This window comes from Streptomyces sp. NPDC046862, assembly GCF_040704615.1.
In the GTDB taxonomy this organism is placed as follows: domain Bacteria; phylum Actinomycetota; class Actinomycetes; order Streptomycetales; family Streptomycetaceae; genus Streptomyces.
In genome coordinates this window covers 54,275-79,684 of record NZ_JBEYXP010000050.1, presented here as the reverse complement: position 1 = coordinate 79,684, position 25,410 = coordinate 54,275, and the positions used below count along the sequence as shown (strand labels likewise).

General features: G+C 69.1%; 46 protein-coding genes. 17 read left to right on the top strand and 29 right to left on the bottom strand.

Annotation, left to right across the window (positions count from 1 at the left end):
* Nucleotides 1-88: 88 nt before the first annotated feature.
* Genes AB0959_RS40350 through AB0959_RS40335 form a run of 4 tightly spaced genes read left to right on the top strand, consistent with a single transcriptional unit; the run spans nucleotide 89 to nucleotide 1,678 of the window.
* Entirely contained in the window at nucleotides 89-331 is a 243-nt protein-coding gene (locus AB0959_RS40350; RefSeq protein ID WP_366831783.1) for a hypothetical protein, read from the top strand.
* A complete protein-coding gene (locus tag AB0959_RS40345) occupies nucleotides 328-651 on the top strand; it encodes a hypothetical protein (RefSeq protein WP_366831782.1) in 324 nt (107 codons plus the stop codon). Before AB0959_RS40350 ends, AB0959_RS40345 begins: the two co-directional genes overlap by 4 nt.
* Nucleotides 651-1,022 (top strand): hypothetical protein, encoded by a 372-nt coding sequence (locus tag AB0959_RS40340; RefSeq protein WP_366831781.1) that lies wholly within the window; start codon nucleotides 651-653, stop codon nucleotides 1,020-1,022. Before AB0959_RS40345 ends, AB0959_RS40340 begins: the two co-directional genes overlap by 1 nt.
* Nucleotides 1,019-1,678, top strand: coding sequence for a nuclease-related domain-containing protein (locus tag AB0959_RS40335; RefSeq protein WP_366831780.1), 660 nt, complete (start codon nucleotides 1,019-1,021; stop codon nucleotides 1,676-1,678). The genes AB0959_RS40340 and AB0959_RS40335 overlap by 4 nt, the downstream gene beginning before the upstream one ends.
* A 279-nt stretch (nucleotides 1,679-1,957) precedes the next feature.
* On the opposite strand, the gene AB0959_RS40330 is transcribed toward AB0959_RS40335, so the two are convergent.
* Nucleotides 1,958-2,359, bottom strand: coding sequence for a hypothetical protein (locus AB0959_RS40330; protein ID WP_366831779.1), 402 nt, complete (start codon nucleotides 2,357-2,359; stop codon nucleotides 1,958-1,960).
* A 184-nt stretch (nucleotides 2,360-2,543) separates the two neighbouring features.
* Nucleotides 2,544-2,780, bottom strand: a complete 237-nt coding sequence (locus AB0959_RS40325; protein ID WP_366831778.1) for a hypothetical protein — start codon at nucleotides 2,778-2,780, stop codon at nucleotides 2,544-2,546.
* Nucleotides 2,781-3,062: 282 nt separating this feature from the next.
* On the opposite strand from AB0959_RS40325, the gene AB0959_RS40320 reads away from it, so the two are divergent.
* Complete coding sequence (locus AB0959_RS40320) at nucleotides 3,063-4,124, top strand: hypothetical protein (RefSeq protein ID WP_366831777.1); 1,062 nt, start codon at nucleotides 3,063-3,065, stop codon at nucleotides 4,122-4,124.
* A 4-nt stretch (nucleotides 4,125-4,128) separates the two neighbouring features.
* Here AB0959_RS40320 and AB0959_RS40315 read toward each other — a convergent pair whose 3' ends face one another.
* The 13 genes from AB0959_RS40315 to AB0959_RS40255 form a co-directional block, all read right to left on the bottom strand.
* Nucleotides 4,129-4,344, bottom strand: coding sequence for a hypothetical protein (locus tag AB0959_RS40315; RefSeq protein WP_366831776.1), 216 nt, complete (start codon nucleotides 4,342-4,344; stop codon nucleotides 4,129-4,131).
* Nucleotides 4,341-4,790 (bottom strand): hypothetical protein, encoded by a 450-nt coding sequence (locus tag AB0959_RS40310; protein WP_366831775.1) that lies wholly within the window; start codon nucleotides 4,788-4,790, stop codon nucleotides 4,341-4,343. Before AB0959_RS40310 ends, AB0959_RS40315 begins: the two co-directional genes overlap by 4 nt.
* On the bottom strand, nucleotides 4,780-5,553 hold the full coding sequence (locus tag AB0959_RS40305; RefSeq protein ID WP_366831774.1) for a hypothetical protein: 774 nt from the start codon (nucleotides 5,551-5,553) through the stop codon (nucleotides 4,780-4,782). The genes AB0959_RS40310 and AB0959_RS40305 overlap by 11 nt, the downstream gene beginning before the upstream one ends.
* 2 nt (nucleotides 5,554-5,555) lie before the next feature.
* The gene (locus AB0959_RS40300; RefSeq protein ID WP_366831773.1) at nucleotides 5,556-5,738 is read right to left on the bottom strand and encodes a hypothetical protein; all 183 of its coding nucleotides are present in this window, start codon (nucleotides 5,736-5,738) and stop codon (nucleotides 5,556-5,558) included.
* A complete protein-coding gene (locus AB0959_RS40295; RefSeq protein WP_366831772.1) occupies nucleotides 5,735-6,439 on the bottom strand; it encodes a hypothetical protein in 705 nt (234 codons plus the stop codon). Before AB0959_RS40295 ends, AB0959_RS40300 begins: the two co-directional genes overlap by 4 nt.
* A complete protein-coding gene (locus AB0959_RS40290) occupies nucleotides 6,436-6,765 on the bottom strand; it encodes a hypothetical protein (RefSeq protein WP_366831771.1) in 330 nt (109 codons plus the stop codon). Before AB0959_RS40290 ends, AB0959_RS40295 begins: the two co-directional genes overlap by 4 nt.
* A complete protein-coding gene (locus tag AB0959_RS40285; protein WP_366831770.1) occupies nucleotides 6,762-7,208 on the bottom strand; it encodes a hypothetical protein in 447 nt (148 codons plus the stop codon). The genes AB0959_RS40290 and AB0959_RS40285 overlap by 4 nt, the downstream gene beginning before the upstream one ends.
* Nucleotides 7,205-7,885, bottom strand: coding sequence for a hypothetical protein (locus tag AB0959_RS40280; protein WP_366831769.1), 681 nt, complete (start codon nucleotides 7,883-7,885; stop codon nucleotides 7,205-7,207). Before AB0959_RS40280 ends, AB0959_RS40285 begins: the two co-directional genes overlap by 4 nt.
* Nucleotides 7,886-7,887: 2 nt before the next feature.
* A complete protein-coding gene (locus AB0959_RS40275; RefSeq protein ID WP_366831768.1) occupies nucleotides 7,888-8,055 on the bottom strand; it encodes a hypothetical protein in 168 nt (55 codons plus the stop codon).
* 3 nt (nucleotides 8,056-8,058) lie between these two features.
* Nucleotides 8,059-8,631, bottom strand: a complete 573-nt coding sequence (locus AB0959_RS40270; RefSeq protein ID WP_366831767.1) for a hypothetical protein — start codon at nucleotides 8,629-8,631, stop codon at nucleotides 8,059-8,061.
* Nucleotides 8,628-9,011, bottom strand: a complete 384-nt coding sequence (locus tag AB0959_RS40265) for a hypothetical protein (RefSeq protein ID WP_366831766.1) — start codon at nucleotides 9,009-9,011, stop codon at nucleotides 8,628-8,630. The genes AB0959_RS40270 and AB0959_RS40265 overlap by 4 nt, the downstream gene beginning before the upstream one ends.
* Nucleotides 9,012-9,013: 2 nt before the next feature.
* The gene (locus AB0959_RS40260; protein WP_366831765.1) at nucleotides 9,014-9,472 is read right to left on the bottom strand and encodes a hypothetical protein; all 459 of its coding nucleotides are present in this window, start codon (nucleotides 9,470-9,472) and stop codon (nucleotides 9,014-9,016) included.
* Between the two features lie 365 nt (nucleotides 9,473-9,837).
* Nucleotides 9,838-10,233: a hypothetical protein gene (locus AB0959_RS40255; RefSeq protein WP_366831764.1), complete on the bottom strand. Its 396-nt coding sequence runs from the start codon at nucleotides 10,231-10,233 to the stop codon at nucleotides 9,838-9,840.
* A 328-nt stretch (nucleotides 10,234-10,561) separates the two neighbouring features.
* Here AB0959_RS40255 and AB0959_RS40250 point away from each other — a divergent pair, with 328 nt between their 5' ends.
* Nucleotides 10,562-10,744 (top strand): hypothetical protein, encoded by a 183-nt coding sequence (locus tag AB0959_RS40250; protein WP_366831809.1) that lies wholly within the window; start codon nucleotides 10,562-10,564, stop codon nucleotides 10,742-10,744.
* Nucleotides 10,745-11,094: 350 nt separating this feature from the next.
* On the opposite strand, the gene AB0959_RS40245 is transcribed toward AB0959_RS40250, so the two are convergent.
* The 14 genes from AB0959_RS40245 to AB0959_RS40180 form a co-directional block, all read right to left on the bottom strand.
* Nucleotides 11,095-12,408: a hypothetical protein gene (locus tag AB0959_RS40245; RefSeq protein ID WP_366831763.1), complete on the bottom strand. Its 1,314-nt coding sequence runs from the start codon at nucleotides 12,406-12,408 to the stop codon at nucleotides 11,095-11,097.
* Between the two features lie 266 nt (nucleotides 12,409-12,674).
* Nucleotides 12,675-12,857 (bottom strand): hypothetical protein, encoded by a 183-nt coding sequence (locus AB0959_RS40240; RefSeq protein ID WP_366831762.1) that lies wholly within the window; start codon nucleotides 12,855-12,857, stop codon nucleotides 12,675-12,677.
* Between the two features lie 60 nt (nucleotides 12,858-12,917).
* Nucleotides 12,918-13,091, bottom strand: coding sequence for a hypothetical protein (locus AB0959_RS40235; protein ID WP_366831761.1), 174 nt, complete (start codon nucleotides 13,089-13,091; stop codon nucleotides 12,918-12,920).
* A gap of 37 nt (nucleotides 13,092-13,128) precedes the next feature.
* A complete protein-coding gene (locus AB0959_RS40230) occupies nucleotides 13,129-13,575 on the bottom strand; it encodes an NUDIX hydrolase (protein ID WP_366831760.1) in 447 nt (148 codons plus the stop codon).
* Between the two features lie 248 nt (nucleotides 13,576-13,823).
* A complete protein-coding gene (locus tag AB0959_RS40225; RefSeq protein WP_366831759.1) occupies nucleotides 13,824-14,117 on the bottom strand; it encodes a hypothetical protein in 294 nt (97 codons plus the stop codon).
* A 59-nt stretch (nucleotides 14,118-14,176) separates the two neighbouring features.
* On the bottom strand, nucleotides 14,177-14,536 hold the full coding sequence (locus AB0959_RS40220) for a hypothetical protein (RefSeq protein WP_366831758.1): 360 nt from the start codon (nucleotides 14,534-14,536) through the stop codon (nucleotides 14,177-14,179).
* Nucleotides 14,536-15,036, bottom strand: coding sequence for a hypothetical protein (locus AB0959_RS40215; protein WP_366831757.1), 501 nt, complete (start codon nucleotides 15,034-15,036; stop codon nucleotides 14,536-14,538). Before AB0959_RS40215 ends, AB0959_RS40220 begins: the two co-directional genes overlap by 1 nt.
* A 176-nt stretch (nucleotides 15,037-15,212) precedes the next feature.
* Nucleotides 15,213-15,392: a DUF6225 family protein gene (locus AB0959_RS40210; RefSeq protein WP_366831756.1), complete on the bottom strand. Its 180-nt coding sequence runs from the start codon at nucleotides 15,390-15,392 to the stop codon at nucleotides 15,213-15,215.
* A 444-nt stretch (nucleotides 15,393-15,836) separates the two neighbouring features.
* On the bottom strand, nucleotides 15,837-16,877 hold the full coding sequence (locus tag AB0959_RS40205) for a GntR family transcriptional regulator (RefSeq protein ID WP_366831755.1): 1,041 nt from the start codon (nucleotides 16,875-16,877) through the stop codon (nucleotides 15,837-15,839).
* Nucleotides 16,874-17,950 (bottom strand): helix-turn-helix domain-containing protein, encoded by a 1,077-nt coding sequence (locus AB0959_RS40200; RefSeq protein WP_366831754.1) that lies wholly within the window; start codon nucleotides 17,948-17,950, stop codon nucleotides 16,874-16,876. Before AB0959_RS40200 ends, AB0959_RS40205 begins: the two co-directional genes overlap by 4 nt.
* A 225-nt stretch (nucleotides 17,951-18,175) precedes the next feature.
* Nucleotides 18,176-18,466 (bottom strand): hypothetical protein, encoded by a 291-nt coding sequence (locus tag AB0959_RS40195; RefSeq protein ID WP_366831753.1) that lies wholly within the window; start codon nucleotides 18,464-18,466, stop codon nucleotides 18,176-18,178.
* Nucleotides 18,467-18,676: 210 nt separating this feature from the next.
* On the bottom strand, nucleotides 18,677-19,174 hold the full coding sequence (locus AB0959_RS40190) for a GIY-YIG nuclease family protein (RefSeq protein WP_366831752.1): 498 nt from the start codon (nucleotides 19,172-19,174) through the stop codon (nucleotides 18,677-18,679).
* 13 nt (nucleotides 19,175-19,187) lie between these two features.
* Entirely contained in the window at nucleotides 19,188-20,393 is a 1,206-nt protein-coding gene (locus tag AB0959_RS40185; protein WP_366831751.1) for a helix-turn-helix transcriptional regulator, read from the bottom strand.
* 151 nt (nucleotides 20,394-20,544) lie between these two features.
* A complete protein-coding gene (locus AB0959_RS40180) occupies nucleotides 20,545-20,808 on the bottom strand; it encodes a hypothetical protein (RefSeq protein WP_366831750.1) in 264 nt (87 codons plus the stop codon).
* Between the two features lie 210 nt (nucleotides 20,809-21,018).
* Here AB0959_RS40180 and AB0959_RS40175 point away from each other — a divergent pair, with 210 nt between their 5' ends.
* The 11 genes from AB0959_RS40175 (at nucleotide 21,019) to AB0959_RS40125 (ending at nucleotide 25,388) form a co-directional block, all read left to right on the top strand.
* On the top strand, nucleotides 21,019-21,486 hold the full coding sequence (locus tag AB0959_RS40175; RefSeq protein ID WP_366831749.1) for a hypothetical protein: 468 nt from the start codon (nucleotides 21,019-21,021) through the stop codon (nucleotides 21,484-21,486).
* A complete protein-coding gene (locus AB0959_RS40170; protein ID WP_366831748.1) occupies nucleotides 21,486-21,770 on the top strand; it encodes a hypothetical protein in 285 nt (94 codons plus the stop codon). The genes AB0959_RS40175 and AB0959_RS40170 overlap by 1 nt, the downstream gene beginning before the upstream one ends.
* Complete coding sequence (locus tag AB0959_RS40165; protein WP_366831747.1) at nucleotides 21,770-22,279, top strand: hypothetical protein; 510 nt, start codon at nucleotides 21,770-21,772, stop codon at nucleotides 22,277-22,279. Before AB0959_RS40170 ends, AB0959_RS40165 begins: the two co-directional genes overlap by 1 nt.
* Nucleotides 22,279-22,671, top strand: a complete 393-nt coding sequence (locus AB0959_RS40160; RefSeq protein WP_366831746.1) for a hypothetical protein — start codon at nucleotides 22,279-22,281, stop codon at nucleotides 22,669-22,671. Before AB0959_RS40165 ends, AB0959_RS40160 begins: the two co-directional genes overlap by 1 nt.
* Nucleotides 22,672-22,693: 22 nt before the next feature.
* Nucleotides 22,694-22,870, top strand: coding sequence for a hypothetical protein (locus tag AB0959_RS40155; RefSeq protein WP_366831745.1), 177 nt, complete (start codon nucleotides 22,694-22,696; stop codon nucleotides 22,868-22,870).
* 90 nt (nucleotides 22,871-22,960) lie between these two features.
* The gene (locus tag AB0959_RS40150; RefSeq protein WP_366831744.1) at nucleotides 22,961-23,089 is read left to right on the top strand and encodes a hypothetical protein; all 129 of its coding nucleotides are present in this window, start codon (nucleotides 22,961-22,963) and stop codon (nucleotides 23,087-23,089) included.
* Between the two features lie 117 nt (nucleotides 23,090-23,206).
* Nucleotides 23,207-23,473 (top strand): hypothetical protein, encoded by a 267-nt coding sequence (locus tag AB0959_RS40145; protein WP_366831743.1) that lies wholly within the window; start codon nucleotides 23,207-23,209, stop codon nucleotides 23,471-23,473.
* A complete protein-coding gene (locus AB0959_RS40140; RefSeq protein WP_366831742.1) occupies nucleotides 23,470-23,622 on the top strand; it encodes a hypothetical protein in 153 nt (50 codons plus the stop codon). The genes AB0959_RS40145 and AB0959_RS40140 overlap by 4 nt, the downstream gene beginning before the upstream one ends.
* 210 nt (nucleotides 23,623-23,832) lie before the next feature.
* Nucleotides 23,833-24,018 carry a hypothetical protein gene (locus tag AB0959_RS40135; protein ID WP_366831741.1) on the top strand — a complete coding sequence of 62 codons (186 nt, stop codon included), beginning with the start codon at nucleotides 23,833-23,835 and terminating at the stop codon, nucleotides 24,016-24,018.
* A gap of 39 nt (nucleotides 24,019-24,057) precedes the next feature.
* Nucleotides 24,058-24,522, top strand: a complete 465-nt coding sequence (locus tag AB0959_RS40130) for an NUDIX hydrolase (protein WP_366831740.1) — start codon at nucleotides 24,058-24,060, stop codon at nucleotides 24,520-24,522.
* A gap of 20 nt (nucleotides 24,523-24,542) precedes the next feature.
* Nucleotides 24,543-25,388, top strand: a complete 846-nt coding sequence (locus AB0959_RS40125; protein ID WP_366831739.1) for a hypothetical protein — start codon at nucleotides 24,543-24,545, stop codon at nucleotides 25,386-25,388.
* Nucleotides 25,389-25,410 lie beyond the last annotated feature (22 nt).

Below are 25,410 nucleotides of genomic sequence, written 5' to 3'. Positions count from 1 at the left end.
CTATCAGGATTCCCGGGCTCAGACCCGAATCGGCGTCCAGATCGACGCTTCCCGTAACCCCCTGTCACATCCCGCCCGGGAGGGCCTCGTGCCACGGATATCCCCGCTGCTCGCCAGCATCGCCTTGATCGCTGTTACAGCCCTCGCCACCGCCTGGGCGTGGCTGACCCTCACCGGCAGCCGCGTCCTGACGCCGGGCGCAGTCGTCGCCTGCACGGTCCTCTCCGTCGCCCTCGCCCTGCTCGTGGAGCACGCTGCCCGGCGGATGCGTCGCGGCCGGCCCCGACGCGCCCACGCCCGACCCAACCCCAAGACCAGGAAGGCAGCATGACCAACCAGACAGTGACCGAATCGACCGAACGCTCCACCCTGCAACGGTGGGTGGACGCGTTCCTGCACCGCGGGCCGGGCTACGGCGTCACGCCCGAGCCGATCGCGGACGCAGTAGCCGCGGAGTTGTACCGGCGCATGCAGCGCCTGGAGGACCCGAATCTGCTGGAGCGGGCCCGCACTCAGGTGAGCGGTGAGGTGCTCGGCTTGCAGAGTGCGCTCGGCATCGTCCTCGGTGGGCGTGTGCCGGGCGGAACCGCAGACAGGCTAGCTCACGAGTACTACCGGGGCTGGCTGGACCGGGCGAAGGAGGGGCGCTGATGCGTATCCCGATCTGGCCGGGTGCCCGGCTGTCCGTGTGGGAGAAGCAGAACCCGGAGGCCGTGAAGGTCGTCATGCCCAGCACCAGGATGGTCGAGCCGGTGTTCCGGGTGCTGTCGAAGCGCGGCTGGATGTTCCTGCTGGTGCGCTACGACTGGAAGAAGTCCGGCAGGTACTTCCGACCAGATCCCGGTGTTCTTGAGCAGCGGCAGCGTCCAACGCATCCCGACGGCACACCGTACCGGTACGCGGAGATGGTCGCTGAGGGATGGGACTTCTGCGACGGGTGCCGGATGTGGTCCACGGCGACTGTGGAGCAGCCGCACCGGTGTCAGCAGACGAACCTCTCTGGACCGGAGGCGCAGCGGTGACCGCGTATGAGAACTCTGCCGCCCAGAAGGCTGCTGCGATCCGCGCTTATCCCCGGCGGGGTGTGTGGCGGACCGTCACGGCTTGGCTGGGCCTGAACCCTGCTGCGCGTCGAGCGGACGCCAGGGCAGCCCTGTGGGACCACGGGGCCCGCGGCGAGGCCACCACCGCGAAGTTACTCAAGCCGCTCCAGGCGCAGGGCTGGCACATCCTGCACGACCGGGCGTTACCCGGGCACGGCAGGGCCAACCTCGACCACGTCCTCGTCCGGGGAGGGATCGTGGTGTTGGACACGAAGAGCTGGCACGCCGGGCAGGAAACCTGCCTGATCCGGGGTCGGGTGCACTGCGGGACGGAGGACCGGCACGACCAGGTGGAGAAGGTCGTCCGCTACGCGCAGTCGGTGGCCCGCCTGGTGGGCGTACCGCCGGAGATGGTGGTGCCGCTGCTGGTGGTGCACGGGTCACGGATCGTGTCGTACCCGTTCCCAACAGGCCGGCTGGAGGCTCGGGTGTCGGGGTATGCGGGGCCGGTGCATGTGCTGGGTCCGAACTGGCTGGTGCCGACGCTGGCGACCGCGCCGTCTGGTGGGGACCGGCGGGGTGCGGGGGAGCTGGCGGCGCGTGTGGCGCGGGCGCTTCCGCCGTACCGGTCGTGACGCGTAGCGTGGGCGGTCAGCCTGGGGAGCGCCATTGAGGGCCCGTCATCTGCTTCGGCAGGTGGCGGGCCCTTTTCGTCGTTTCCGAGCCCTGGACGTGCGAGTGCCCGCCCTCGGAGTGGTTGGAGGGCGGGCACTGCCTCCCCGGGCGGCAATTTGCGGATCGCGGACCGGGACGCTGTGGTGGTACCGCACGGGGGAGCAGCACCACCACCACGAGTCTGCCACGCCAGACCGCCCGGACGCCGGGATTCACGCGGGTAGCCAGCCGGAACCCAGTTACCGCGGAGTCCACTCGCCTTGGCCGTCGCCGATCAGGTCCACGTGGCAGAAGTCGCAGATGCCCGGCACCCGGTGCGCGGGGTCTTCCATCATCCGTACCTCGATCACGTCGGGGTGGGGGCAGTGGTTCTCGAGGACGTGCCACACCAGCATCCCGTCACCCGTCACCGCGGTCGCGTGGTGCGTGCCGAGGTGGGGCGGGACGGGCTGGCCGGTGGCGACGATCTGGAAGCTCCGCCGCATGTGGGGCACGGTCTGGTCGCGGCGGGCCCAGTACCAGACGTCCACGGCGCCGGGCCGGCGGACGGCGGCGCCGAGGAGGTCTCCGGTGAGGTCGATGCCGTGGGGGTGGTCGTCGATGGGGAGTTCGGCACGGTGGATGACGGCGGGGAGCGGCATGGGCCTACGGTGCCGTGGATCCGGGCCGGGATTCCCCCGGGTGGCCATGCGTGAAGCGCCGCAGATCCCGATATCCTGGGGGTAGATGGTTCTTCTCTGGTCGTTGGGCTCGGGTTGAGCGTCGGACTGCGCAAGGAAGGCCCCCTGTTGGTGCAGGGGGCCTTCGTCGTGCCGTGGGGGCGGGTCAGGCCCGGGCGGTGGCCAGCAGGGTCACAGGCGTGCCGTCAGTGGCGTCTGCGGACACGCGGCAGCAGACGGGGATGTCGGGAGTGGGTGAGCCCCAGGTGGTGTCGTTGTTGTCGGCGGGTGCTCCCCACGTGGTGTCCGCGGGTGTGGCGATGCCGTCGAGGGCGGTGAGCGCGCCGAAGGCTGTGAGTGCGGCGAGGGTGAGTGCTGCGGCGAGGCGGCGAATCGTTTTCACGTGGTCCTCTTTTCTGTTGTTCGAATGCCGAGGGAAACAGTAAAGGGGCGTCTGGCCCGGGCTCGTTGTCCATATCCTGCTGCGATTCCCTGTTGGCCCCTTGCGTGTTCTGGCAGTAGACGCGGGTGGGGTTTGGGGAGGATGCGGTGTACGAGCGTCGGGGGACGCCCCGCACCTAGGCTGTCGTAGGCTGGTGTGGCTTTCAACTGTTGTCTGGTGCGTGTGTGCGCATTGCGGAAACACGCAAAGGGTCTGTGGGTTGTTGACGGGGGAAACTAAGCTTTGGCCACGAATATTCGGGACGTGTTCGGCGAGTTTTTGAACGCTGCGGAAATCCGCGTGTACGGGCTGATCGCGTCCGGCGAGTACCGTGGGGATCCGAATGCTCCCGAGGTTGAGAAACTCGCCGTGTGGGGGTTCGTCACCTTCCACCCCGACCGGCCCCACGTCCCCGTGGCGTTGGACCCTGACCGGGCCGCACGGCGCCGCGTACGCGCCGAACTTGAGGAAGCCGAAGCGCGCGTCGCCCGGTTGAAGGCCATCCCCGACATGTCGGAGAAGCTGTCGGAGCTGTACGAGCGGGCGCAGTGGCGGGCCGGCGGCGGCTCGGAGTTCATCGACGACGCCGCCACCGTCAACGCCCGCCTCGATGACGTGGTCGGTGGAGCGCGGGAGGAGATCCTGGTTGCGCAGCCGAGCGGGCCCAGGAACCAGGATCAGCTGAATCGTTCGCTCGCCCGTGACCAGGCGGCCCTGGCCCGTGGGGTGTCGAAGCGGACCTTGTACCGGGATACCGTCCGGGACGCCGCCGTCACCGCGGAGTACGTGCGCACCATGACCGGCTTAGGGGCCTTCCATCGCACTCTCGTGGGCCCGTTCGAGCGCGGCATCGTCGTCGACCGGAAGGTGGCGTTCGTGTCGAATCATGTGGTGGAGGGTGCGCCGGAGCATGCGGCGTGGCAGATCACCGACCGGGCCATGGTCGGGTTCATCGTGGCGGTGTTCGATGACGTGTGGCGGCGCGCTCACCCGTGGCACGGCGAGGTTCGCGGCCGCGGCCAGCAGGGTGTGGACACGGTGTCTGCGGTGGAGGGGGTGCGGACGTCGCCCCGTCAGCGGGAGATCCTGCGGGACCTGGCGGTGGGGACAGAGCAGAGGGTCACGGCCAGCCGGCTCGGGATCAGCCTGCGCACGGTGTCGGACGAGGTGGCCGCCCTGAAGGGGCTGTTCGGTGCGGCGTCGTTGCCGGAGCTGACGTACAAGTGGGCGTTGTCCCCGGACCGGCGGGTGGACGACAGCGCCCCCACGGCAGGGCCTGCGGGGGCGAACGAGACGGCGGCCTGAGCTGTCACGGCTGGTCGTCGTCGGTGAGCTGGTGTTCGTCGCGGTGCGCCCCACACGGGATGCCGAAGAACTCGTCCCGGCACGGTCCGGGGCCCTGATAGGCGTGGTCGCCGATCGTGCCTACCGAGATGGACTGCTGGCCCTTGAGCGGGCGCGGTGTCGGGGCGGCCAGGCTGGCCTGTAACGCGTCCAGGCGGGCATGCACCGTCGGATCGGTCACCGGCCGCTCCCGAACGTCCCCCGGGCCATCTGAGCCCGGGCAGACTCCGCGGCCGCATCGAGGAGCAGGCCCAGCACCTCGTCCATCACCGTGGCGTCGTCGGCGCCCTGGGCCGCCCGGAACAACGCTTCGAGCGTGTCGCGGCTGTGGATGGCCTGCGCCATCAGGAACCTGAGCGCCGTCCGCACGGGTGCCGGCGCGTTGCCGAGGTCGGTGCCGCGGTAGGCGCTGAACACCTCGAGCCCGTACAGGTCGCCGCCGGCCGGTCGGTGCCGGAGCGGGTAGATGGCGGTCTCGGCGAGGGCCTGCCACAGCCGGAACGTGGCGTCCGGCCCGCGGCGGGTGATGTGCGCGAGCTCGTCGAGGGCGACGGCCTGGTGGCCGTGGAAGGCGTAGTCGATGGCTGTACGGAGGCGCTGTTGGTGGGCGGCGTGCTCAATCGGCATGCGGGCCATCCTCCAGGCCACCGTCGCCGATCACCAGGCGCAGCCGGGCACGCTGCGGAACCGGGTCCTTGCCGGGCACGGGCCAGTCGTCCGCACGCAGGCCGTACATCTCTGGGGGCTCCCACGACTGATTGCGGGTGGCCCACCGGTACATCCACACCCAGTCGCAGTCGAAGTATGACGGCAGCAGACCGCCGCTGTTCGGCACTGGCGGGGGCGCGGCCGCGTTCTGCTCGGCTACCTGTGCGGAGACCCGCTGAAGGTGGTCACGGTGCCGGGTGCAGAAGAAGTGGTTCGTGTGCCAGCCCGTGATCGGGTCCTTCTCCACGACCTTGTCGCGGGTCTTCTCCCCGCAGATCTTCAGCTTGTTCCGGAAGTCGTCCGGGCCGTCGGGGTGCATGCGAACGCGGGGGCCTCGGCAGAGTTGGTCCAGCGGGTCGCTCCACCATCGGGATCCGGGCGGCATGTAGCGGGGCAGGTCGTGCCTGATCTCGGCGCGGAGGCCGTCCCAGCCGGTGATGGAGGAACCGATGGCGTTGCAGATGGCCCGCCACACGGTGGTTTCCTCGTCCAGCGGTGCCATGGTTACGGCGTGGGCGGAGGCGAGGAGGAGGGTGCGGGCCCGGGTGTCGGCGCGGTCGTCTTGGTAGATGCGGTGGGCGATCTCAGCGAACCTGTTGCCGTTGCCGCCACCGGTGCGCTTCGGCCGCCGCTTCTTCACGGGGGCCTGCTGGACGTGCGCCAGGTGCAGTGCTGCTCCCACGGTCAGATCTCCTTGCTCTCGGCGCAGCTGCGGAGGCGCCGGATCTCTTCAGCCATCTGCGGTATCGCTGCGGCCATGGCGCAAGCAGGCCCGCAGAGTGAGCGCAGATGGAAGTGTCCTTTGGCGTAGTCAGCGGCGACGGATTCGGCTTCGTTCAGTTGCTGGTCCGTCAGGGGCACGGTCATCCCTTCACCGCCACCAACTTGGGACCGTCCGGGGTGACGATCTCCCCGTCGGAGGCGATCAGCCGCAGCTTCGGGAAAGCCTTCGGCTTCTCCTGACCGGGCACCTCGGGCCACTCGTCGGCGGACAAGCCGTATGACGGCGGCTCCCACGACGACTGGTGCTTGATCAGCTCCATGGCCTTGCGGTACTTCGCTTCCCAGTTCCAGGAGAAGAACAGCGGCAGCAGGCCGCCGACATTGGGGATCGGGTCCGGGGCCCGGTCCTTGCTGCCCTTCGCTCGAGCCTCAATGGTCCGCATGTACTCGCGGCAGCGTGGCCGGTTGCAGAAATGCCAGTAGGTCATCCACCCGGTGGCCGGGTCGAATTCGCCGAAGCCGTACGTCGTGTCTCGCCCGCACAGGCGCTTGGCGCGCACCATGGGTGCCTGGCAGCCGCGTGGGCCTGCTTCCCAGTCGTGCTCGTAGCGTGGGGCGTCCTCGGCGATGAGTGTCCACATCCGCCTCCAGTCCGCGTTCATCGCGTCCCGAGCCCGCTCCCACACGGTGGGGGCGGCCGGGTCGTGGCGGCGCGGATCGCGCAGGGTGACCCAGCCAAGGGCCAGGATGAGGTCCCGGGTGCCGGTGGGCATGCGCCGCTCTTCGTAGACGCGGGCGGCGAGCTGGTCGTAGCGGAGCAGGCCGTCGCGGTCGTCGGGGCTCACACGCCCTCCCCGAGGGATGCGCGGTCGAACTGGGCCTTCACCGCGTTCCGTTGGCGCTGCCGGATGAGGTGCAGGCGCAGCTTCAGCCCGGTGGTGATGAGGTCGGCGGTAAGCAGCAGAGGCCAGAACGGGAGCCGCATGGCGGTGGCGAGGAAGTAGCAGGCGGCGACCGCTACGCAGACGGCGGTGGTGCCCAGGCCGATGAGGAAGGCGTGCAGGGCCTGCCAGTGGAGCGAGGTCGGGTCGTCTTCGGGGGTGCGGGTGATGAAGCCGACGGCGGTGTGGAGGGCGAAGCCGGCGATCAGGACGATGACGAGCGGGGTCACGTGGTGGTCCCTTCACTGGCCGGGATCACGATGAACATGCCGTCCTCGTCCTTGCGGATGGTGTCCCCGAACCGGGCCGGGACGCGCTGGTCGCCGATGATGACGGTCAGGCCCACGCACTCCAGGCGGCCGTTGACGTTCTCGTGGCGCAGCTTGGACGGGTCGCACCACTCGTAGACGCTGGTCAGGTTCTCGGGGGTGAGGACGCGGTCGTCGGGGGCGTAGTCGGGGTGCGGGATACCGGCCATGACCATGGCGCCGCAGTACGAGCAGTGGAACTGGCCGATCGGGGCGCCGACGAGTTGCTGGGGCTCCCACGGCCAGGGGCAGCGTTCGCCGTTCTCGTTGAGCGGGGCGCTGATGTGCAGGTCCCGGGTGAGGTCCAGGTCCTTGGCGTCCTTGGGGGCGATGTCGGTCCAGGCCTGGACGAGCTGTCCGGTCACGTGGTCTTCCTTTCGCGGTGCGTGGGCCATCCGGGGGCGGCGTGCATGCGGTCGCTGTCGATGTCGATGAGGCCGAGTTCCAGGAGGTGCAGGAGGGCTTCGCGGACGGCGCCGTCGACGGTGTCGGCGAGGGTGCGGTTCTGGGCGTACGTGCCGTTCGGGCCGAGGGCCCATCCGGTGGCGGCGTGGCCGGCGATCCGGTTGAGCCGGTAGAAGTCGCCGTCGTCCGTGGTGTCGATGGGGATGCGGGGCCAGTGGTCCAGCAGGCGGGCGGGAAGCGGCGGCTTGGCGGTGCCCTGGGCTTCTGCGAGTCGGGCGGTCATGCTCTCGGCGCGCCAGTCGTCGTACGTCTCGTCGTCCCGCTCGTCGGGCCGCAGCGCAAGCATGGACAGTTCGCCCGGGTCGTCGGCGAGGAACCGCAACCAGGCGGCGACCGGGGCCCAGTCGGTGAAGTACGTCTCGGCGTGCTCGGCGATCAGGCGCAGGAGACCGGCTTCGAGGTCGGTGCGGGTTTTGAGGAGGCGGTCGTTGTAGTCCCGTGCCTGCCGCTTTCCTTCGTCGGTGAGGCATTCGCCGCTGGGGTGGTAGCGGTGGTGGCCGTAGGCGGCGAGCTGGAACATCTCGTACTGGGCGACGTTGTACGCCTTCTGCACGTCGGTGAGGTCGGTCTCGGGCACGGTCACGCCTCCCCGCATACGTGCTCGGCGGGATCGAAGGGCTGCTCGTTCTCGTCGTGCAGGACGAGCCCGTCGTCCTCGTCGTACCAGCCGTCGCCGGTGGCGCCGCAGGCGCCGCATTCCCAGCGGCCCGCCAGGCTGATCCCGGTGAATCCTCCGCTGCTGTTCAATGGTCACGTCTCCTTCGGTGCCCAGAGCGGGCAGTTGAGGACGGGGAACGAGTAGTCCCCGGGCTCGGGCCCGTCGGGGTGGGTGCAGGACTCTTCGTCTTCGGGGTAGCTGCCGTCCTGGTGGTGGCGGCAGGTCTTGCAGCAGCGCAGGCCCGGGTTCAGCCAGCACGACCCCATGTGGCGGGTGACGGCTGACGGGTCGGCTCGGGTGAAGCGGCGACAGAACGGGCACTGGTGCCGGGACACGATCACGGGCATCGGCAGGTCGACGAGGGCGAGGGCCGCGGTCGCGGGCTTGCGGGTGATGGTGAATGCCTTCAGCAGGTTCGCGGCGGCCTGGATGGGGCTGTTCGATGTGAACGGCGGCGTGTCCGGCCACGGTTCGGTGTCCCACAGCGCGGTCTTGATCTGGCCGCGGCTGTTGCGGGCCATGCTGCCGCGGGTGGCGAAGTCGAAGGCGTCGAGGAGTTGGGTGACGGCGTGGTCGTCGTCCCGGATCGGGTCCCCGAGGTGCTCGGCGATCCAGGAGACCAGCTCGCCCTCGGTGGGGGCGGGCAGAGGGAAGGTCATCGTCACGCCTCAAGTCCTTCCGTCTCGCTGAACGGCACCTTGGTCCGTACGGGCTGCTGGGGCACGATGACGGCGTTGTCGGGGAGCCGGTCGCGGAAGCGGTCGGGGATTTCGCCCTGGCACATGACGTCGTTTGAGGTGATCTCACGGCCGTCGTGGAACCGGAACGTGAACTGGGTGCCGCCGAAGCCGAGGTACTGGGGCGGGTCGGTCCGGTTGTACGGCTTGACGACGTAGTGGATGCCGTTGACGCGGGCAACGGGGACGCCTTCGGACCGTCCTGGCCGGCGGTGGGCTTGGTCGCCGTCCTGGCGCCAGGCGATCCACTGCTTCGCGGCCTGGCAGTACGAGCAGGTCTCGTTCTTGCAGCAGGGCTTGTCGGGCATGGTCAGGACTCCCAGCCGCGGGCGACGTCCAGGGCGCGGCGCAGCGCAGACGCGAGCGGCAGCCGCTGCTCCTCCGGTACCAAGACCGTGCGGTCCACGTCAGCGCCCTGGCCCGTCGTGTCGTGGGCCCAGACGGTGTACGCGAGCCGCATCCCGTCGCCCTCGGGCCTGACGGTGAGGCCTTCGCCGAAGCCGCCCGATGTGGTCCACTCGGTGCGGTTGGTGAGGGCGTCGATCAGGCCGGGCGCCTCGGCGGTGCGCACCGGGTACTCGGGGCCGTCCGGCGTCACCTGGACGTGGGCGGCCTCGCAGATCTGGATCTCGACGACCCCGTCACCGGGGTCTTGGCGCAGGCCCTCGGGAATGACGCGGAGGCGGGTGCCGTCGGTCGTCCACCAGTCCCAGGGGTGGGGGGTGAGTTCGGCGGTGACGGCGTTGAGGGCGTCCTGGAAGTCGGTCACGGGGATCCTCCATGGGGCGTGTCGACCTAAGGGCTCCAGACTACCCGTATAGGCATGGCGATGCAATGCCGAAATGGGTTTAGGGGTCCCGAGCAGTGCCCCCAGGGTTCCGGTCCCGGGGGCCTGCCCGACTCCCCTCCAGGAGCACCCCCACACTCCCACCGGCCGGCCCGCACCTTCCCCCAGCCCGAACGGCGCCCGGACGCGAAACAGCCCCGCGGCATGAACCCGCGGGGCTGCTCCAGCACTTCCCCTCACCGTAAAACGGATAACGGGTCGTGGGGGCGCTTACGGCTCCTCTGCTGGGAGCACGCTCATCCTGACCCGGATCTACGCCCGGCTTCCCCCGCCTGGAACGCCCCTGATTACTCGTCCTCGTCGCCCTCCCAGAGGCCGCCCATGTGCGACAGCGGGGCGACAGCCCACTTGAGTTGGTGGTCCAGTCGGGACAAGGTCACTCGGGCTTCCTGGAGCGCACTGGTGACCGTGACTACACGGCGGCGCATCTCCTGCTGGGACACAGCCTCGGGCGGCAGGTCGTCGAGGCGGATCCGCTGATCGTCGTGCAGCTTGTTCAGTCCGGCCTCCAACTGCTGTAGGGACTGCGGCAGTCCCTGAACGAGCCGAGTCAGGGCTTCAACAGTGGCGGCTACGTCCCCGGGCTGCTCGAAGGCCTTCCGGTCGATGGTGCGGTGGTTCAGGGTGCGGATTTCGTCGGCGGCCGCGTTGGCGATCTGCGCGGGTGTGCGGTTGAGGTCCACGACGGGGGGTCTCCTTGTGCGTTGTCGGCTTGCGCAGAGTGTTGCAGCGGCTACGGGCAGGGCGGTGGATTTCCGCGTGCCGGGGAGTGGGAGCGTTCGGCCGTGCGCGCCCTTCCCGGTCCGGCCCGGCCGGGGGCAGTCTGGTCTTCTGCCGACAACGCTGGGGGTGCGGGGCGATGAACTGTCCGAGGTGTGGGGGTCAGGCGCAGCAGGGTCCGGGCGGGTCGTGGTCGTGCCCGCAGTGCGGGCCGATCTCTGGGGTAGCGCCGGCCCCGGCGGTAGGGTGCCGAACGTGACGACCGACCAGACTTCCCGCGACGCGGCCAAGATGGCTGCCCAGGCACGGTTCCTCGATGCGCAGGAGATCACGACGATCGGGTGCCGGGAGTGCGGCACCGAAGTGTCCGGGGTGAACGGGCGGTACGCCTGCCTTTGCGGGTGGGTCAACGACTGGTCGGAGGGCCACAACGAGCTCCCGACCGCCGACCAGGACCCCGACGCCAAGCGGTAGCGCCCCGCCCTGGCCGTGACCTGCCGGGTCTGCTGGGGCGGAATCGTGCCCGGTGACGGGGGTGAGCGTCTGTGCGCCCCCGCAAGCACCCTCCCCGCCCCGCGTAGGCCGTCGCACGGTCGACTCCATGGGGGCTACCAGGCAAGCGTGTGTGGGGCGTGGGGACGGCACGGACTGCCCGAACGGGGAGGACGAGGTCGTGGACGGGGTGCGGTGTGAGGAGTGCCGGCACCACTGGGAGCTGGACGAGACGGAGCCGGGCCGGCGTGCGGCCGTAGACGATGGGCTGACTCGGCCGGTGGGGGATCCGCGGGAGGCCGGACAGGGGAACGCGGCGTAGGTGCGGCGGGTCAGCCTGACGGGTGAAGGCGGCGTAGGAGCGCACCGCCTTGGACGTGTTCGCGGAGATGCTCGGCGAGCGCGTACAGGGCGGCCCCGGGCTCAGTCGGCGGCTTCTCGGTGACGCGGACGTTTCCGCGCCGGGTGCGCCGTGTGGGCGCGGGGCCGCGCCGCTTCACTGGCCTGCCCACTGCGGCGGCGTGCAGTTTGGTCGCCTCGGCGTCGATGGCGTTGATGCCGGTCGCGGTGGGCGCGGACAGGGCAGGTTCGTCCCAGGTGTCGGGCTCAGGAGTGGGCGGGGCCATGCTGTCGAGCGGGTTCCCCTGGATGACGGCCGCTCCGAAGGCGGCGAGGGCTGCGACGGCGTAGGCCCGTGCCGCGTGTTCGGCTCGGGTGCGGAGGTCTTCGGCGTGCCTGGCGGCGAGGTCGGCCCGCTGCTGGGCGGTCTCGCACCACAGCTTGTGCCGCGCCTCGGCCTGGGCGACGACGGCGGCCGGGAGGGCGCCCGGCATCTTTGGTAGTTGGGCAGCTGCTTCCTGCTCGGCGCCCTGCTGGGCGGTGCAGGCGTCCTTCCACGCCTTGAGCAGGCCGCAGTAGAACTGCCGGTGCTCGGCGAGGAGTTTATCCGCAGCTGGCGGCCACGGTTCGGCGTCGGTGCCGTCGGGGTGGGGTGCTCGGACGGTGGGGTGTGCGGCTACGTGGGCGGCATGGTGTTCGCGGTAGAAGTCGCGGCCCCGGTCGGTGATCTCGTACCCGCCGGTGGGCAGGAAGCGGGCCAGGGGCGGGACGTGTTTGTCGATCAGCGCGCGCTCGATCGTCGTCGAGTACCCCCACTTCAGGGGCTCCCCGCGCAGGTGCGCGGACCACAGCAGAGCGAGGACTTCCCAGGACCGGTGACCGAGGGCAGCCTTCCGGGGGCCGCCGGGGGCGAGACTGGTGCCGGCACGGGCGGCGGCACGCCCCTCCCGCGTCAGACGCACCGTGCGCATACATCCCCACTGGGTGGGCCGGCCGTCCCGTGTGACCAGTCCGCGGCGCTCGAGGGCGGCCATGGTGGAGCCGTTGCCCTGGTTGTCCCAACCGCGCCCCATCAGACGCTCCTGGAGGAGGGTCCAGCCGAAGATGCGGCGCAGGGCGGGTTCGTGAGCGAAGTCGATGCTGCGCCAGGCGTCCGCGGGCCGGTTGTCGTACTCGCCGCGGGCCGCACCGATCCGGCGGCCAGCCTCGGCGGCCTGGTCGAGGTCGTAGATGACGGTGAGGGTGCCCTGCTGGCGGTCGTTCAGGTCGTTCCAGGCTTGAAGCGCCTTCGAGGTACGGGCGGGCATACGAGCCATCCTTCCATCAGGGTCTGACAGACGGGGCGGACACGACGAAGCCCGACCGCCGGTGGGGGAGACGGTCGGGCGCGGTCCAGGAGCTCAGGCAGAGGGCGGGCCTGGGGAGCTGGCCGCGCTACGGGCCAGCATCCGCTCCTTGATCTGCTGCTGGGTTGGCTGCTCCCACTTGTGCCAGCCGACCGGGGCTTTCCACTGCCGGGCATGGCCGCGCTGGTCTATGCCGCACCATCGGCAGCCCATCGGGTTCGCGGGCATCAGGCAGTACCACCGCGGTGGCTGGAGGGGGACGGGTAGTTCACGGCGCAGAGCAGGTTCTGGCGGGCGTGGGTGCATTCGCCGGACAGGCAGCGGCGGGAGCGGTAGCGCAGGCAGCGGTCGGGGTCGTGGGTGCAGCGGCTGTTGCGGCAGTCGGCGGGGAGGTACGGGTAGTCGGTCATGGGGATCCTCTCGGGCCGGGGCGGTGTCTATGGTCGTGCGGGGCGAGCTGAGGCGGGCTGTTACCCCCAGCGGCCACGTTCGATCTCCTTGAGGTTCCCGACCTTCGCTCCGGCGTGCCTCGGCTTCTCCACCTCCTTCTCTGCGAGCCGTCGCGCGGCCTTCTCGTTGGTCGTCCCCACGACGCGGAGGGTCTTTCCGGTGCTCAGTTCGAACGTGTACTTGTTGACTCGCATTGCTGGTTCCTTTCCGGAGTTCAAAAGCGGCGGTCTGTCAGGGACTGCTGTTGTGGACCCGGGCAGCGCGGACGATCTCGCTGTGGTCGAACGCCAGGTCGCCAGGAGCGGTGAGAGGCACCCAGCGCACGGCCGCAGCGTCGTCCCCGGCCCGAGCTGTGGTGCCGCTCGGCACCTTCACCTTGTAAGCCGTTGTGACGAAGTGGCCACGCGGGTCACGGCCGGGCTGGCCGAAGACGCCGATCTGGGTCAGGTCTTCAGGGGCGACGCTGATGCCGGTCTCCTCCTGGAGCTCTCGTGCGGCGGCGGCCCGAGGGGTCTCTCCGGGGGCCACGTACCCGCCCGGGAGTGCGAGGACTGCTTTGACGGTGTCGACTTGTTCGGGGCTCAGCCGGCCGATGACGGCCGCTGCGGCGAGCAGTAGTACGACAAGCTGGGTGGGGTCGGTCGGGATCTGGCCGTTGTAGCCAGCGGTTCCGGTCATTCGAGTCACCTCGGGAAGGTCGATGGGGCTGGTCGGGCCAGACTTCGGGCACCGACCTTCCTTGGGAGGCTCGGGGTTTGGAACCGCGCAGGGGACCAACAGTCTTGGAGGGCTGCCCCTGCGCGGTGAAACCACCGTAACCCGTATCAGCATGGCGATGCAATGCCTATACGGGAAGTGTAGGTCCGAAGGCTCCAGAACCGCGCGCTCTCGAGGGCCCCCAGCTCGGCTACAGGGCCGACTGAGCGTCAGCCCAGTGTGTCGTACCGGCGCCCGGGCTCCCGATCCTCCGGCCACGGCGCGGCAGCGATATCCCGGTCCTGGTGCCGGCTCCCGGCGTTGACGCGCACGATGTGCAGCAGGGCAAGCGGGTTGATCTCCATCGGCGGCTGTCCGACCTGGGCCCGAATCCGGTTCCTGCTGGCGATGTCGCCGTGCTTCCTTGGGGCGTTGCAGGGCAAGCCGGGCTCCGCGCGGCAATGGGTGCAGCGCCGGGCCAGGGCGTACTCGTATACGGACGGGAAGGCGGGGTCCTGTGGCATGGCCTCATCGTCCCGCGCTTCCGGCCGGCCGTTCCCTGTACAGGCGACGGTTTGCAGCGTCAGCCGAGCGCACGGTCGAGCATGCTGCGCAGCCTGGCCACTTGCGTGCCGTTCAGGCCGTCCCGGTCGTCCAGGTACTCCACAGCGTTCACCAGCGAGTTCCGCACCATCCCAGCGTCGGACTCGGCCTTGTTGGCGGCGACCGCGTGCACGCACTTCCCGGCCTCACACGCTTCAGCTCGGTCGCGGAGACTGGCAAGGTGGGCTTCTGATCCGGCGCGGTCCTCAACGGCCTTCGTGTAGGCGTTCAGCAGGTCGCGTCGCTTGCTGAGGCTGAGGTTGCCGTCCATGGCGGCTTCCAGTGCGGAGAACAGGTCACTCTCGCTGCCGTGTTCGGACGCCTGTATCTGCGTTCCCATCACGTCGTCCTCTCTGCTGCGGGGACGGACGCGATTCCCTGCGCCCCAGCAACGCCCTCGCTGGTCTCCGTCAGTTCCCGCCGTACGTCATCGTGCTCCGCAGTACCCACGAGGGCTGCGGACAGCATCTGCGCCACCGGATCCATGGTCGGGTGCTCGCCCCGCTTGATGGCGCGCAGCCGGTGAAGGTTGACGACGTCCCAGGCCCGGTTGTTCGACTCCCGGGTAGCAACGATGGCGTCCCGCGCCGCCTGGAGAGAGCGCAGGAAGTCCACCGCGCTGTGGCCCTCAAGGTGCTCACGCACCATCGCCTCCAGCTCCTCGGGCGCGGTAGGCCGGTCCACCGGGTCGTCGTGGTGCCAGTCGCAGCCGTCCAGCGGGCAGGCGATACACGTCCACCCGGTGCCGAGGAAGCCCTTGGCGGTGTAGTGCGGGGCCTGGCCCCGGTCGGCCTTCCACAGGCCGGCATGCTCGGCTGCCTGCCTCTCGCTGATGGTCATTCGGTGCTGGTCCTTTCACGGGACGTATGGGGAAGTCTTTCAGCGGGGCGCGGTTCCGTTCCGTCGGCGCTTGCCTGGGCCGAAGTCCACGAGCGCCGCGCACGGTTGACCGGAGCACGCCCGGGCAGGTAGATCGTGAGGGCCCCAGGCCGCGTGCTCCTGGGGCCCTCACACCGTTAGGTCTGATCGGGCAGTGCCGTTGGACGGCTCGCCAGGCGTGCGCTGATCAAGGTGTCGTCGGGAAGGTCCTTCATCGCCTTCCGGAGCTCCGCCACAGTCCAGACCAGATAGGCCCGACGAAGCTCCCGGACTTCACGAGGCGCCTCGAACCGCTTGTCGAACTCCTCATCGTCCATACCTGCATCGTGCCGCGCTCCCGGCTGGCCGTTCCCCGCATACGCCGACGCGTGGCAGACAGAAGACCCCGAGAAGACGCTGCCTCTCGGGGTCCTGTACGCGCGCCCGAACCGTCACCGCGCAGCGACAGCCCGGACTCTGAGTTCCGCAACGGCCCGCATGCGCGTGCCGACCGCCTTGGCATTCCCCTTCGACGAGAAGTGGTCCACGTGTGCTCTCAGGCCACGCTGCCGCCCTTCTCGCTCCCCGCGGAGGCAACCCCCAGGCGGCGCAGCCCGGTTAGCCGCCGACACCATAGCGCCCCCGGCCCGAAGACCCAGGGGCGCCGCACGGTTGCCCGGAGCATGCCCGGGCAGGGTAGATCCAGAGGCCCCCAGGCCGCGTGCTCCTGGGGCCCTTCGCCGGGCTCCGGGCCGAACGTTCAGGAGCGCCGAGAGCGGGAATCACCGGGTTGGCTTTTTCGGCCCTCCGAGACGCTGCGGCTTCCAGACATCCTGGTAACCAGGACGCTGAGCATAGAAGTAGGCCATCTCGGCAAGGACCTCCGAACTTCTATGTCCGATAAAGCCCACGATCTCATCGGTGCACGCCTCTACGACCCAACGATCGCGCTCCAGCCGACTCAACGTCTGAGGATCTGTCTCTGCCTTCTGGTCCGCGTTGATTTGCCCAACCAGCCACTCCTCCATCTGGGCAACGTCTTGGCGCGTGGCCGGCTCCAGACGAACAGGGTCGGGTTCGGGCATCTCAGTCAGCACGTATCGGCCGACTGGCTTCCGTGCTACGCAACGAGCGAGCCCGTGCTTGCAGAGGCGCGATAAGTTCTGCAACACCATCGTGCGGGAATGAGGCACATACGGTGCAAGATCGTCAGCAGTGAAGGACTCCTGCCCGAAGTGGTGCGCCGCCAACACGTAGTGAGGGCCATGCTGGAACGCTGAGACTTGCGGGAATCCCGCGCGTGGCGCATTCACGTACTGGTGCTTGACGGCGACCAGCAAGCCATCCGCAGAGAGTCTCGACAGCGCGTGATCGACAGCAGCCCTGGACGTCCTGTGCTGCTCGGCCAGGACTGATTCCGTGGGCAAGAGCGACCAGCTGGGAATGCGGTCGGACTCTAGGTCGGCCTTGATTGCACGTTCTGCCCGCGCAACGATGCCCTCCTGGTAAGGGTCATTCAGAGGCCTCTTGTAGAGGAGCTCGCCAGCAGCCGTCGTATGCCCTGGCCTGGTCCGGTCGTACCGAGGATGCTCGGTACGTATCGCCGTGCGCTCAACCTGGTCAGCCGCGGACCGGTTCTTGAGGATCACGTACTCCTTGCGAGCCACGTCGATCCACCAGATCTTGTCCCGCTGGTGCGACTTCCAACGGGTCTCCAGATCCTGAGTGATCCCGACGTACAGCAATTTTCCATCCGCCGCGTAAAAGCGGTACAGGGCGGTCTGGCCGTCAGGCAATCGGCCCTTGGGAAGTAGCCCGGTCACGCGTCCACTTCCTCTCGGCAAGAGCGGCACAGGCCGCGCTCGGGCGCACGGAAGCCGCGGTCGCAGCGGTCGCAGTTCTGCATGGGGATGACGGTCGGTCGCGGCAGCGTATCGACACCCACTGACATCGATGGCGCATGCGCAGCAGACCGCACGGTGTCCGGCACGGGTCCGGTGAGCGCCTGGCGGAGCCGGCTGGACACGACCGCCCCCACCGTCGTGTGGATCTGATCTGGCAACGGCCTTCCAGCGATCACCTGCCGTAGCTGGTCCGGCGTCCACCCCTCCATCAGCATGCCAGCCACAGCCAGTCCCTGGTCCTGGAGCGTCTTTCCAGTCAAAAGGAACTCCGGCTTCTCGGCGCCGATCGACGACAACAGGTCGACGCCCGGATTCCTCCGTACCTGATTGGGGACCTCTCGCCCGTCCGTCCCTCCGTCCTGGTCCGCCGCCAGGTTGTCGGGGACGGAAGGACGGGGAGTGTTCCGGGGTGGGTTAGTAGGGGAGGGTTGGGGGTCTTGCAGTCCCCCGGTGTGGGACTTGTAGTCCCCTCCCCCTGGACTTGTAGTCCCCCCCTCCTGCCCGGTTTGACCGGGGGACTGAGAGTCCTCCCCCTGGGGACTTGTAGTCCCCTCCTCGCTCTGAGGCTTCTTCCGGGGCTTCCCCTTGTCCGCACGCGCTTTCCGCGATGGGGCCTCCGCCAGGTCGGGCCGTTCCTCCGGCGTCAGTGGACGCTTCCCCTTCGCCTTGCGCTCCGCGTTCACCTGATCGATGTCCGGGAACCACGAGTACGGGATCATCAGGTCGTACACCTGCGGCCGGAAGTGCTCCGGGATGTACGCAGCCGCGTTCTGGTTGCCCTTCGAGATCAGGCCTCGCGCCGTCAACGTCTTCAGACGCCGCTGCACGGTCTTCGGGTCGATCTTCGCGATCTCGGCGATCGTCTTCTTCGACGGAAACGCGTCAGTGCCGTCTGACCAGGCGCTTTCTGCGAGCGTCACCATGATGGCCCGCTCCTCGGCGTCGACGACCGGGGCTGTCTTCAGCGCCCACAGGATGGGAAGCAGGCTCACGCGACCACCTGAGCCGTGTGGAGGATCGTGACGGGGCTACTTGCGGTAACCCGGATCAGCGAGGGTACCCTCATCGCTGAGGACCTTCTTTCAGTTGGTGGGACTCGAAGAACCAGCGGGGTGCAACCCGCTGTGACTTGCCTGGACGGCCGGGAGAGGTGCTGCGCCTCTTGCCGGCCGTTCTGCGTCGGGGCGCTGAGGCTGCGATCCCAGGCCCGGTCGCGTTCATGGCTGCTTGCGTTGTCGGGGCTCCCTGTCAGGACCGCGGCCGACGATCGGGTGCTCCTTGAAGAACTCGAGGAACGGTTTCGTCTCCATCACGTCCGCGTTCGCCAGGTCCCAGTACGGGTGCGGGCGGTCCGGGCCGAACGGCCACTCGGGGTGCTTGGAGAGACGCCGCACGCCTTCCCTGGTCATGTTCTTCGCGATGCCGAGGCGGACCAGTAGGGCGGCCCCGGTGGCGAAGGTGACCACGGGTGGGATGGCGATCAGGGTTCTCGGATCAGGCTCTTTCAATGCGCTTCTCCACGGGTCTGCAGGACCGCAGGCAGCGCGAGAGCATCGCCAACAAGTAGAGTCGCTCACGACTGCCTTCCTTGCATGGGTTGGTTGGTCATCGCCGTCGCGTATTCGCAGTACGCCGGCGTAGAAACGGTCGACGGTCTAACCCACCGTTCGGCCGTTTCTGCTGTTCAGGGCGGTGATCGCATCATGACCTCCACATCGTCACGGAGTCTCGGAAAGCTGCATCTGCTGCGCGGCGGATTGGACGACCTCGACGGCGTCGCCCAGTGGGGTCAGGTCGAACCACTCGCCACGCACCCGGTACGAAGCGAACCGCTCGTGCAGGTCGTCCTCGATGTCGACGGGAACGGACCACAGCAGCGACAGCGTCATGGGCTGGCCAGTCTGAAGAGAGGCCAGCCGCTTCAACGGCGTGCCGCTCGTGTAGCCGATCTTCACCAGCGGTGAGCCCTCTGCACCCACCAGGTACGTGTGCGGTGTCCTCGGCTCGCTTCGCGACTTGCGCTCGTTCTCGTGAGCCTTGCGCATGGCGCGCAGACGCACCTCGAACCGCCGCTCCTGCTCCGAAGTGAGAGGACGGAACCGCTTATCCCAGTCCGATTCCTGCCAGTCACGCCGCCGGGCGACTTCGTGCGGCTCCGGGATCCCGACAGTGATCGGGTATGGGCGCTCGGTGTCCTGGAATGTCACAAACTGCATGCTGATCCCCCTCTCACGCCGCCAAGGCGTTGATCGCCTCGACGGTCTCCGAAGCTGTCGCGTTCCCGGCATACCGGGGAGCAGAGAGCATTCCCGCGAGCCGGTCCGCTCGCTTCACGATCCACGAAATCTGTTCCTCCACGGGCAACGACAGCACGGGCCGGATGGCTTCGGCCGCACCCTCGACGTCGTCGAGTTGTACCCGGGCTGTGGCCAGGTAGATGTGCGCCAGCCGCTCATCGTCCAGCGACCGCTCATCGGCTGGCCCCGCCTCCCACAGCTCGATCGCCGCGACAGCCTCCCGGGCCGCCCGCTCGGCGTCGTGCCCGCCCTGCAACCAGATCAGCGAAGACCCGGCGTAGTAGGACTGCTTGGCCTGCGAGAAACCGAACAGACCGGCGAGGGTGTCCGGGCGCCGCATGCGGTCCCGGGCCTGCTCGGCGCCGTCCAACGCGGCGTTCGCCGCCCTCGAGTCCCCCAGGTTGGCCAGGCACTGCGCCTCACCACAGCGCAGCCGCGCTTCCCCGGTTCCCTGCCCGTGACCGACCCACTGGTAGCCGTCACGCACGTACTCCAGCGCACGCCCGTAATCGCCCTGGAACCGGGCGATCAGCGACTTCGTCCCGGCAACCCACGCCGCCAGCTCCGCGTCGCCAGCGCATTCCGCGCACTGGCCCGCCGCGGTGGCGTGCGCGAGGGCTTCGTCCGCGTCGCCCATGTCGAGCAGCGCGTACGCCAGCACCCCAGACAACCGTCCAGCAGCCACGTACAGGTCCGACCGGTCCGCCGGACGGTGATGCCCGGACCGGAGCCGCTCGTGAGCCTCCGCACGCAGCGTGTGGGCGCGGTCCATCATCGGGCCCGGGGGAGTACCCAGGTAGTCCACCGCGGTCGCGGCGACACCATCCTGGAGCTCCGCTATGTCCAAATCCGCCAGCGCGGTCAGGTCCCGGGACATGGCGAGGGCGGCCGCCCGCACCCGGTGCTCGGCAGCGGCCTTCTGACGGGCCTGGTCCTCCCGGTGCCACTGCTCGACCAGCGCACCGTTCGCTCCCGTCGCCTCATCCGCGGCCTCCGCCACAGACAACGGGGTCGGCCGGCGGCCTGTCTCGAAATTGTGGAGCGACGTTCGGTCGTAGCGGACGAGCTGCGCCAGGTCCGCGAGGGACATGTGGGCTGCCATCCGCCACTCACGGAGCAGTTCCGGGAAGGTCGTCATGCCTGGAGTCTTCCTCCTCTCGTGTGTCGCTGGGAGGGCTTCCTGCCCTGTTCGCGCTGATTGTCTGTTGGCAATTCCCGTCCGGGCTCATTGCCAACAGTGGGAGCAACTCCGCTGGCCTTGAGCGGTGCTGGCATGGAGTCAGAACTGATCACGACTCCTTGGAGCTCTCACCGTGGGTCCCCTCGTCGCCTTCCTCCCGTCGGCGCTCGGCTCGCTTCGCGAAGTGCACGCCGTGCTCGGGCTGTCGGGCTTCGAAGTACGCCTTCACCGGCTCCCAAGGGAGGAAGTAGTAGCGGCCGACCTTCTGCCACTCCTCCTTGGGGACCGGGAAGTCCGGGTCGCGGTGAGCGAGTTGCTGGACCCGCTGCTTGCTGAGATCAACGCGTCTTGCGATCTCGGCGAGCGTCACCATTTCTGGCGGCCTCCCTTCCTCGGTCTTCTGCGGTACCTCTTCATCTTGCCCCATGATGTTGACCCAAGTCTATATCAGTGGTCTACTGGAGATACAGCACGACCCCGGGGCAGCTTTCGCCGAACCGGGGTCGCGTGTCCGAAGCGGTGCTCGCAACACCGCAAAGGACTTGGAACCGCCCTACCTGCTCAATCAGGAGGCAGAACCGTCATGAAGCTTCTCATGGCAAGCCCGTCCGGGGCAGCACACCCCGGCGACAACGTCCACCAGGTGTCCGCCGCTGCTTCTGCGCCCATCGACCAGCTCGCTGCCACTCTGGCGCGCTGGCTGTCCAACCCGCTCCGCGCAGACGCCACGATCGAGGGCGTCCGACTCCTTCAGGTCATGCGGCTTCTGGCTCGGCCGGTGTACAACCTGACCGAGCTGCACGCCAAGGCCGAGCAGGCCGCCAAGGCCGCCGCGTGGGACGGCGCGCTCAACTTGAGGGCCCGCCGCCAGGCCGCGCGCGACGCGGAGAAGGCCGTCGATGACACCTACTCGGCGATCCTTCAGGACGTCGACACGCTGTTCACCGCGCTGACCGGTGTTCCGGCCGACACGATCGAGGCCCTCAACCTGAAGGTGCCGGCCAAGCAGCTCGCTGACGATGCTCGGACCTTGCTGGCGGTGAACGTCTGATGGCGATCACCGACACCACCACCGGACAGGCCGACGAAAACCTGCGCCGCGTGGTCGCCGAGCAGATCGGCCCGCGTAAGCCCGGTGTCGTCTACGACAACACCGACGGCGCGTTCCGCGTCCTCGACGTCATCACCAACCCGTCCGAGGCCCGCCGGATCCTGAAGCGGCGTTCCGCTCAGTTCGCGGTCATCGTCATCGACACGCTCCGCCCGGGCGCCGAGCCGTTCCCGGTCGGCACTGTGTGGACCGGCTCGGACCGCGTCCTGAAGGCGGTGGCGTGATGGACCGCAGCGAAGCCATCCGCGCCCTGGCCGAGGCGATCGCCCGCCTGTCGGCGGACCGCCCGGCCGGCGAACAGCCCATCGCCCGCATCAACATCGCCCCCATCGACCTGCGTGGCGCGGACTGGACCGGCGACTGCCACAGCGTCGACCTGACCGCGACCGAGTTGGAAGCGCTCACCACCGCCACGGAGGCGGTTCCGGACCGGGAGACGCTGGCCCGTATCACCCGCGACGGCCAGCCCCGACTGCGGCGCACGCTCGACGCGCTCGCGGACGTGGACTGGGACGCGCTGAACGCCAACTCGCAGACGGACCGGGACGCGTTCGCCGACAAGCACGGTGACCTGGCCGGGGACCTGACCGACCTGTTCACGGGCTTGGACCCGCGGGAGATGAACCGCACGGTCATGGACCACCGCGAGGTCGACCTGATGACGGCGGTCCAGGCACTGGACGACGTGTTCGGGGAGATCGCCGACCCGTACGCAGACGAGGACGACGCCTGATGTCCGGCCCGTTCCCCTCCACCGACGGCAACGCCGTACCCCCACTCGACCCCGACCTCGCCGGCCTCCTCGACGACCTGGCAGGCATCCACCCCGGCATCGACCTCATCCTCGACGGGATCCGACTGCTCTGCCTGGACCGGCACAACCGCGACGACACCCAGCTCCTCACCGTCACCCTCGCCGGTTCCCCCGACGGCACCGACGTCCTCACCGGACTGGCGCTCACCGTGGCCCGGCTCACCAACCCCGACTCCAACCCGGCCCTCCGCACCCTCCCGTTCGACTCCCAGAAGAACGCCCAACGTGCGGGCGAGGCGCTCGTGTTCGCGCTCGCCGACCCCGACCTCCACCAGCACGCCTCCAACGCGTGCGCCGCCATCGACCACTGACCTCAGAGAGGACCGACCAGCCGTGTCGCGAATCCACATCGACGCCCTGGACGAGGGCGACGAGCTCGGCATCAGCGAGACCCCCCAGTGCTGCGACGCCGTCATGGACACGTACCCCAGCGGCTTCCAGTGCGGCCGCTGCGACTCGTTCGTCAACGTCGACGCCAACCGCACCGTCACCTGCGTGCAGATCAACTGAGCACCCCCGACCGGGGCCCGGTCCGAGCCGACAACCGGCCGGGCCCCACCCCCCCCGACCACCACGACCCACCGAGAGGAGGAACCCCCGGTGAAGCACCTCATCCGACTCGCCCGCCACCTGCTCGCCAACGCCGGCCAGTGCTCCATCTGTAGCGGCTGGTTCGACAACTGGCCCGGCGGAATCTGCGCCGCCTGCCAGGCCACCGGCCGCACCTGAACCACCAGGGCCCGGCACGACCGGGCCCACCCTCTGGCCGTCCCCGAGGCCGACCCGCACCCCGGGCCCGTGTCGAGCACGACCAGCAACCACCACCCGACAACCCAAGGACTGATCGTGAACAAGCCTCGCATCAAGGCCAACGCCATCAAGACCGCCGCCAACGCCCTCTACTACGGCGGCACCCTCAGCGCCGGCCTCGGCTTCTACAACCTCCTCGACGACCGCAACCCCGTCAGCATCGCCGTCCTGCTCGTCTTCACGATCGTCGTCGAGGGCCTGCTCCGCACGCTCCTCACCGAGCTCACCGACGGCCCGCTCACCCGCCTCCAGCCCGCCACCACGGACGCGTCCGCGACGACGGCGAAGGAGACCGACCAGTGACCGGCCTCCAGTTCCGCCAGACCCACGGCGACCCCGCCGGCTGGACGGACACCGAGTACGAGGCGTACTTCGCCTGGACCGCCACCACCCCCACCCTCCGACAGCGCATCGCCCGCCGAATCCGCCGCGCCCTCCACCTCGCCGCCTGACCACCAGAGAGGTTTGACATGGGCTTCCTCCGCCCCAGCCGAAAGTTCAGTTCCATCCCCACGCCCGAGGAGCAGTACCGAGCGACACAACAGAGCCCCGCAGTCCCGAGCGGCGCCACCACCGAAGCGCAACGCCAAGTCTCGGAGGCTTTCCGGAAGCAGCGCGAAGCCACCAAAAAGCGCCGCTCCAAGGTCCTCAACGCTGGAACCATGCGCCGCCGAGGCCGCACCGTGATCCTCGAAGGCGACTGGCAGCTCGCCACCGACACGCTCCCCACCGGCGACCTGAGCGGCATGCAGTTCAAGGGCGGCAAGGTCGGCGACCTCACGCTCAAAGACCTGCACGCCCTCGCCAGCAACCACGGCCCCAAGTGCCGCTGCGGCATCGACCGCTAGACCACTACCCCCCCCCGCCCCGGCTCTGGAAGGACACCCATGACTGACACCGAAACCCTGGAGACCATCCGCTACACCGCCGACGTGATCTGTGTCCGAGACGGCCACGTCCTGATGATCGAGCGAGGCTGGCCACCCCACCAGGGCAAGCTCGCCCTGCCCGGCGGACACGTCGACCCCGGTGAGACCTCCCGGTCCGCCGCCGCACGCGAGCTGCTGGAGGAGACCGGTGTCCAGGTCGACGCCGCCGCGCTGACCCTGGTCGGCGTCTACGACGCACCCGACCGCGACCCTCGCGGCCGGTACGTCACCGCCGCCTACATGGTCACCGTCCCCGAGGAGACCACCGCCCGCGCTGGAGACGACGCTGCCGCCGTCCACTGGGTGCCCCTCAACGACCCGGACATCGCCCTCGCGTTCGACCACAGCCAGATCGTTACCGACGCCCTCGAACAGCTCGCCGCCAACACGATCCTCCAGCCCGCCATCCGCCACAGCGCCTGACCCAGAAGGGAGCACCATCCATGAGCATCACGATCCGGAACACGTACGGCACGCCGCACAACGTCAGCGACACCAACCCGACCCACGTCACCAGCTGCGACCGCTACCGGCTTCCGCTCGTCGGCACCATCCTCCCCGGCAGTGCGGGATACGAGGACATGGTCGAGATGCTGAAGGACGACGGCCACGACACCCGCCCCGACGGCTACGGGCTGATCTTCCTGGAGTCCGAGGAGTTCAGCGCGACGTACTTCGGCTCGATCGAGCAGATCGAGCAGTACAAGCGGGACAACGCCGACGGGACCGCGACCTTCGACCCGCAGCAGGGCGTCATGTACGCGCAGTGGCCCCACGGCAAGGGATGGGACGAGTTCCTGCCCCGCGTCTTCTGGAACGTCGCCGCGCGCGGGGCGATCGCGGACGGCGTCGGCCTCGTCACCGCCTTCGCGCACACCGAGGTCCCCGGGGCCGAGGTCATCGTGTACGAGTTCGAGGGCAAGTGGCTCGCCGACAAGCCGCCGGTCCAGATGGTCACGTACCACTGCACGGCCTGCCACCAGGACACGTTCTACGACGGCGGGCACGTGCATGAGAACACCGGCCCCCAGAGCCGCCGTTGGGCCGCCCGCCAGGCCCGCCAGCACATCCTCAGCGCCCACCGGCACGGCGTCGGCAACCAGAACAGCGCCTGCCGGCCCAACGACGGCGAGATGCTGCGCGTCGTGAACGAGGTCGCCCGGCAGATGCACGGCACTACGGGCAACGTCCTGCCGGACACCGAAGACGCGTACTGCGCGACCAAGGGGCCGTGCTCGCTCATCCGCGAACTCCGCGCCGGCGTCCGCCCGCCCGTCTACCGCGCCTGAACAACCCCCCCCCACACACAGC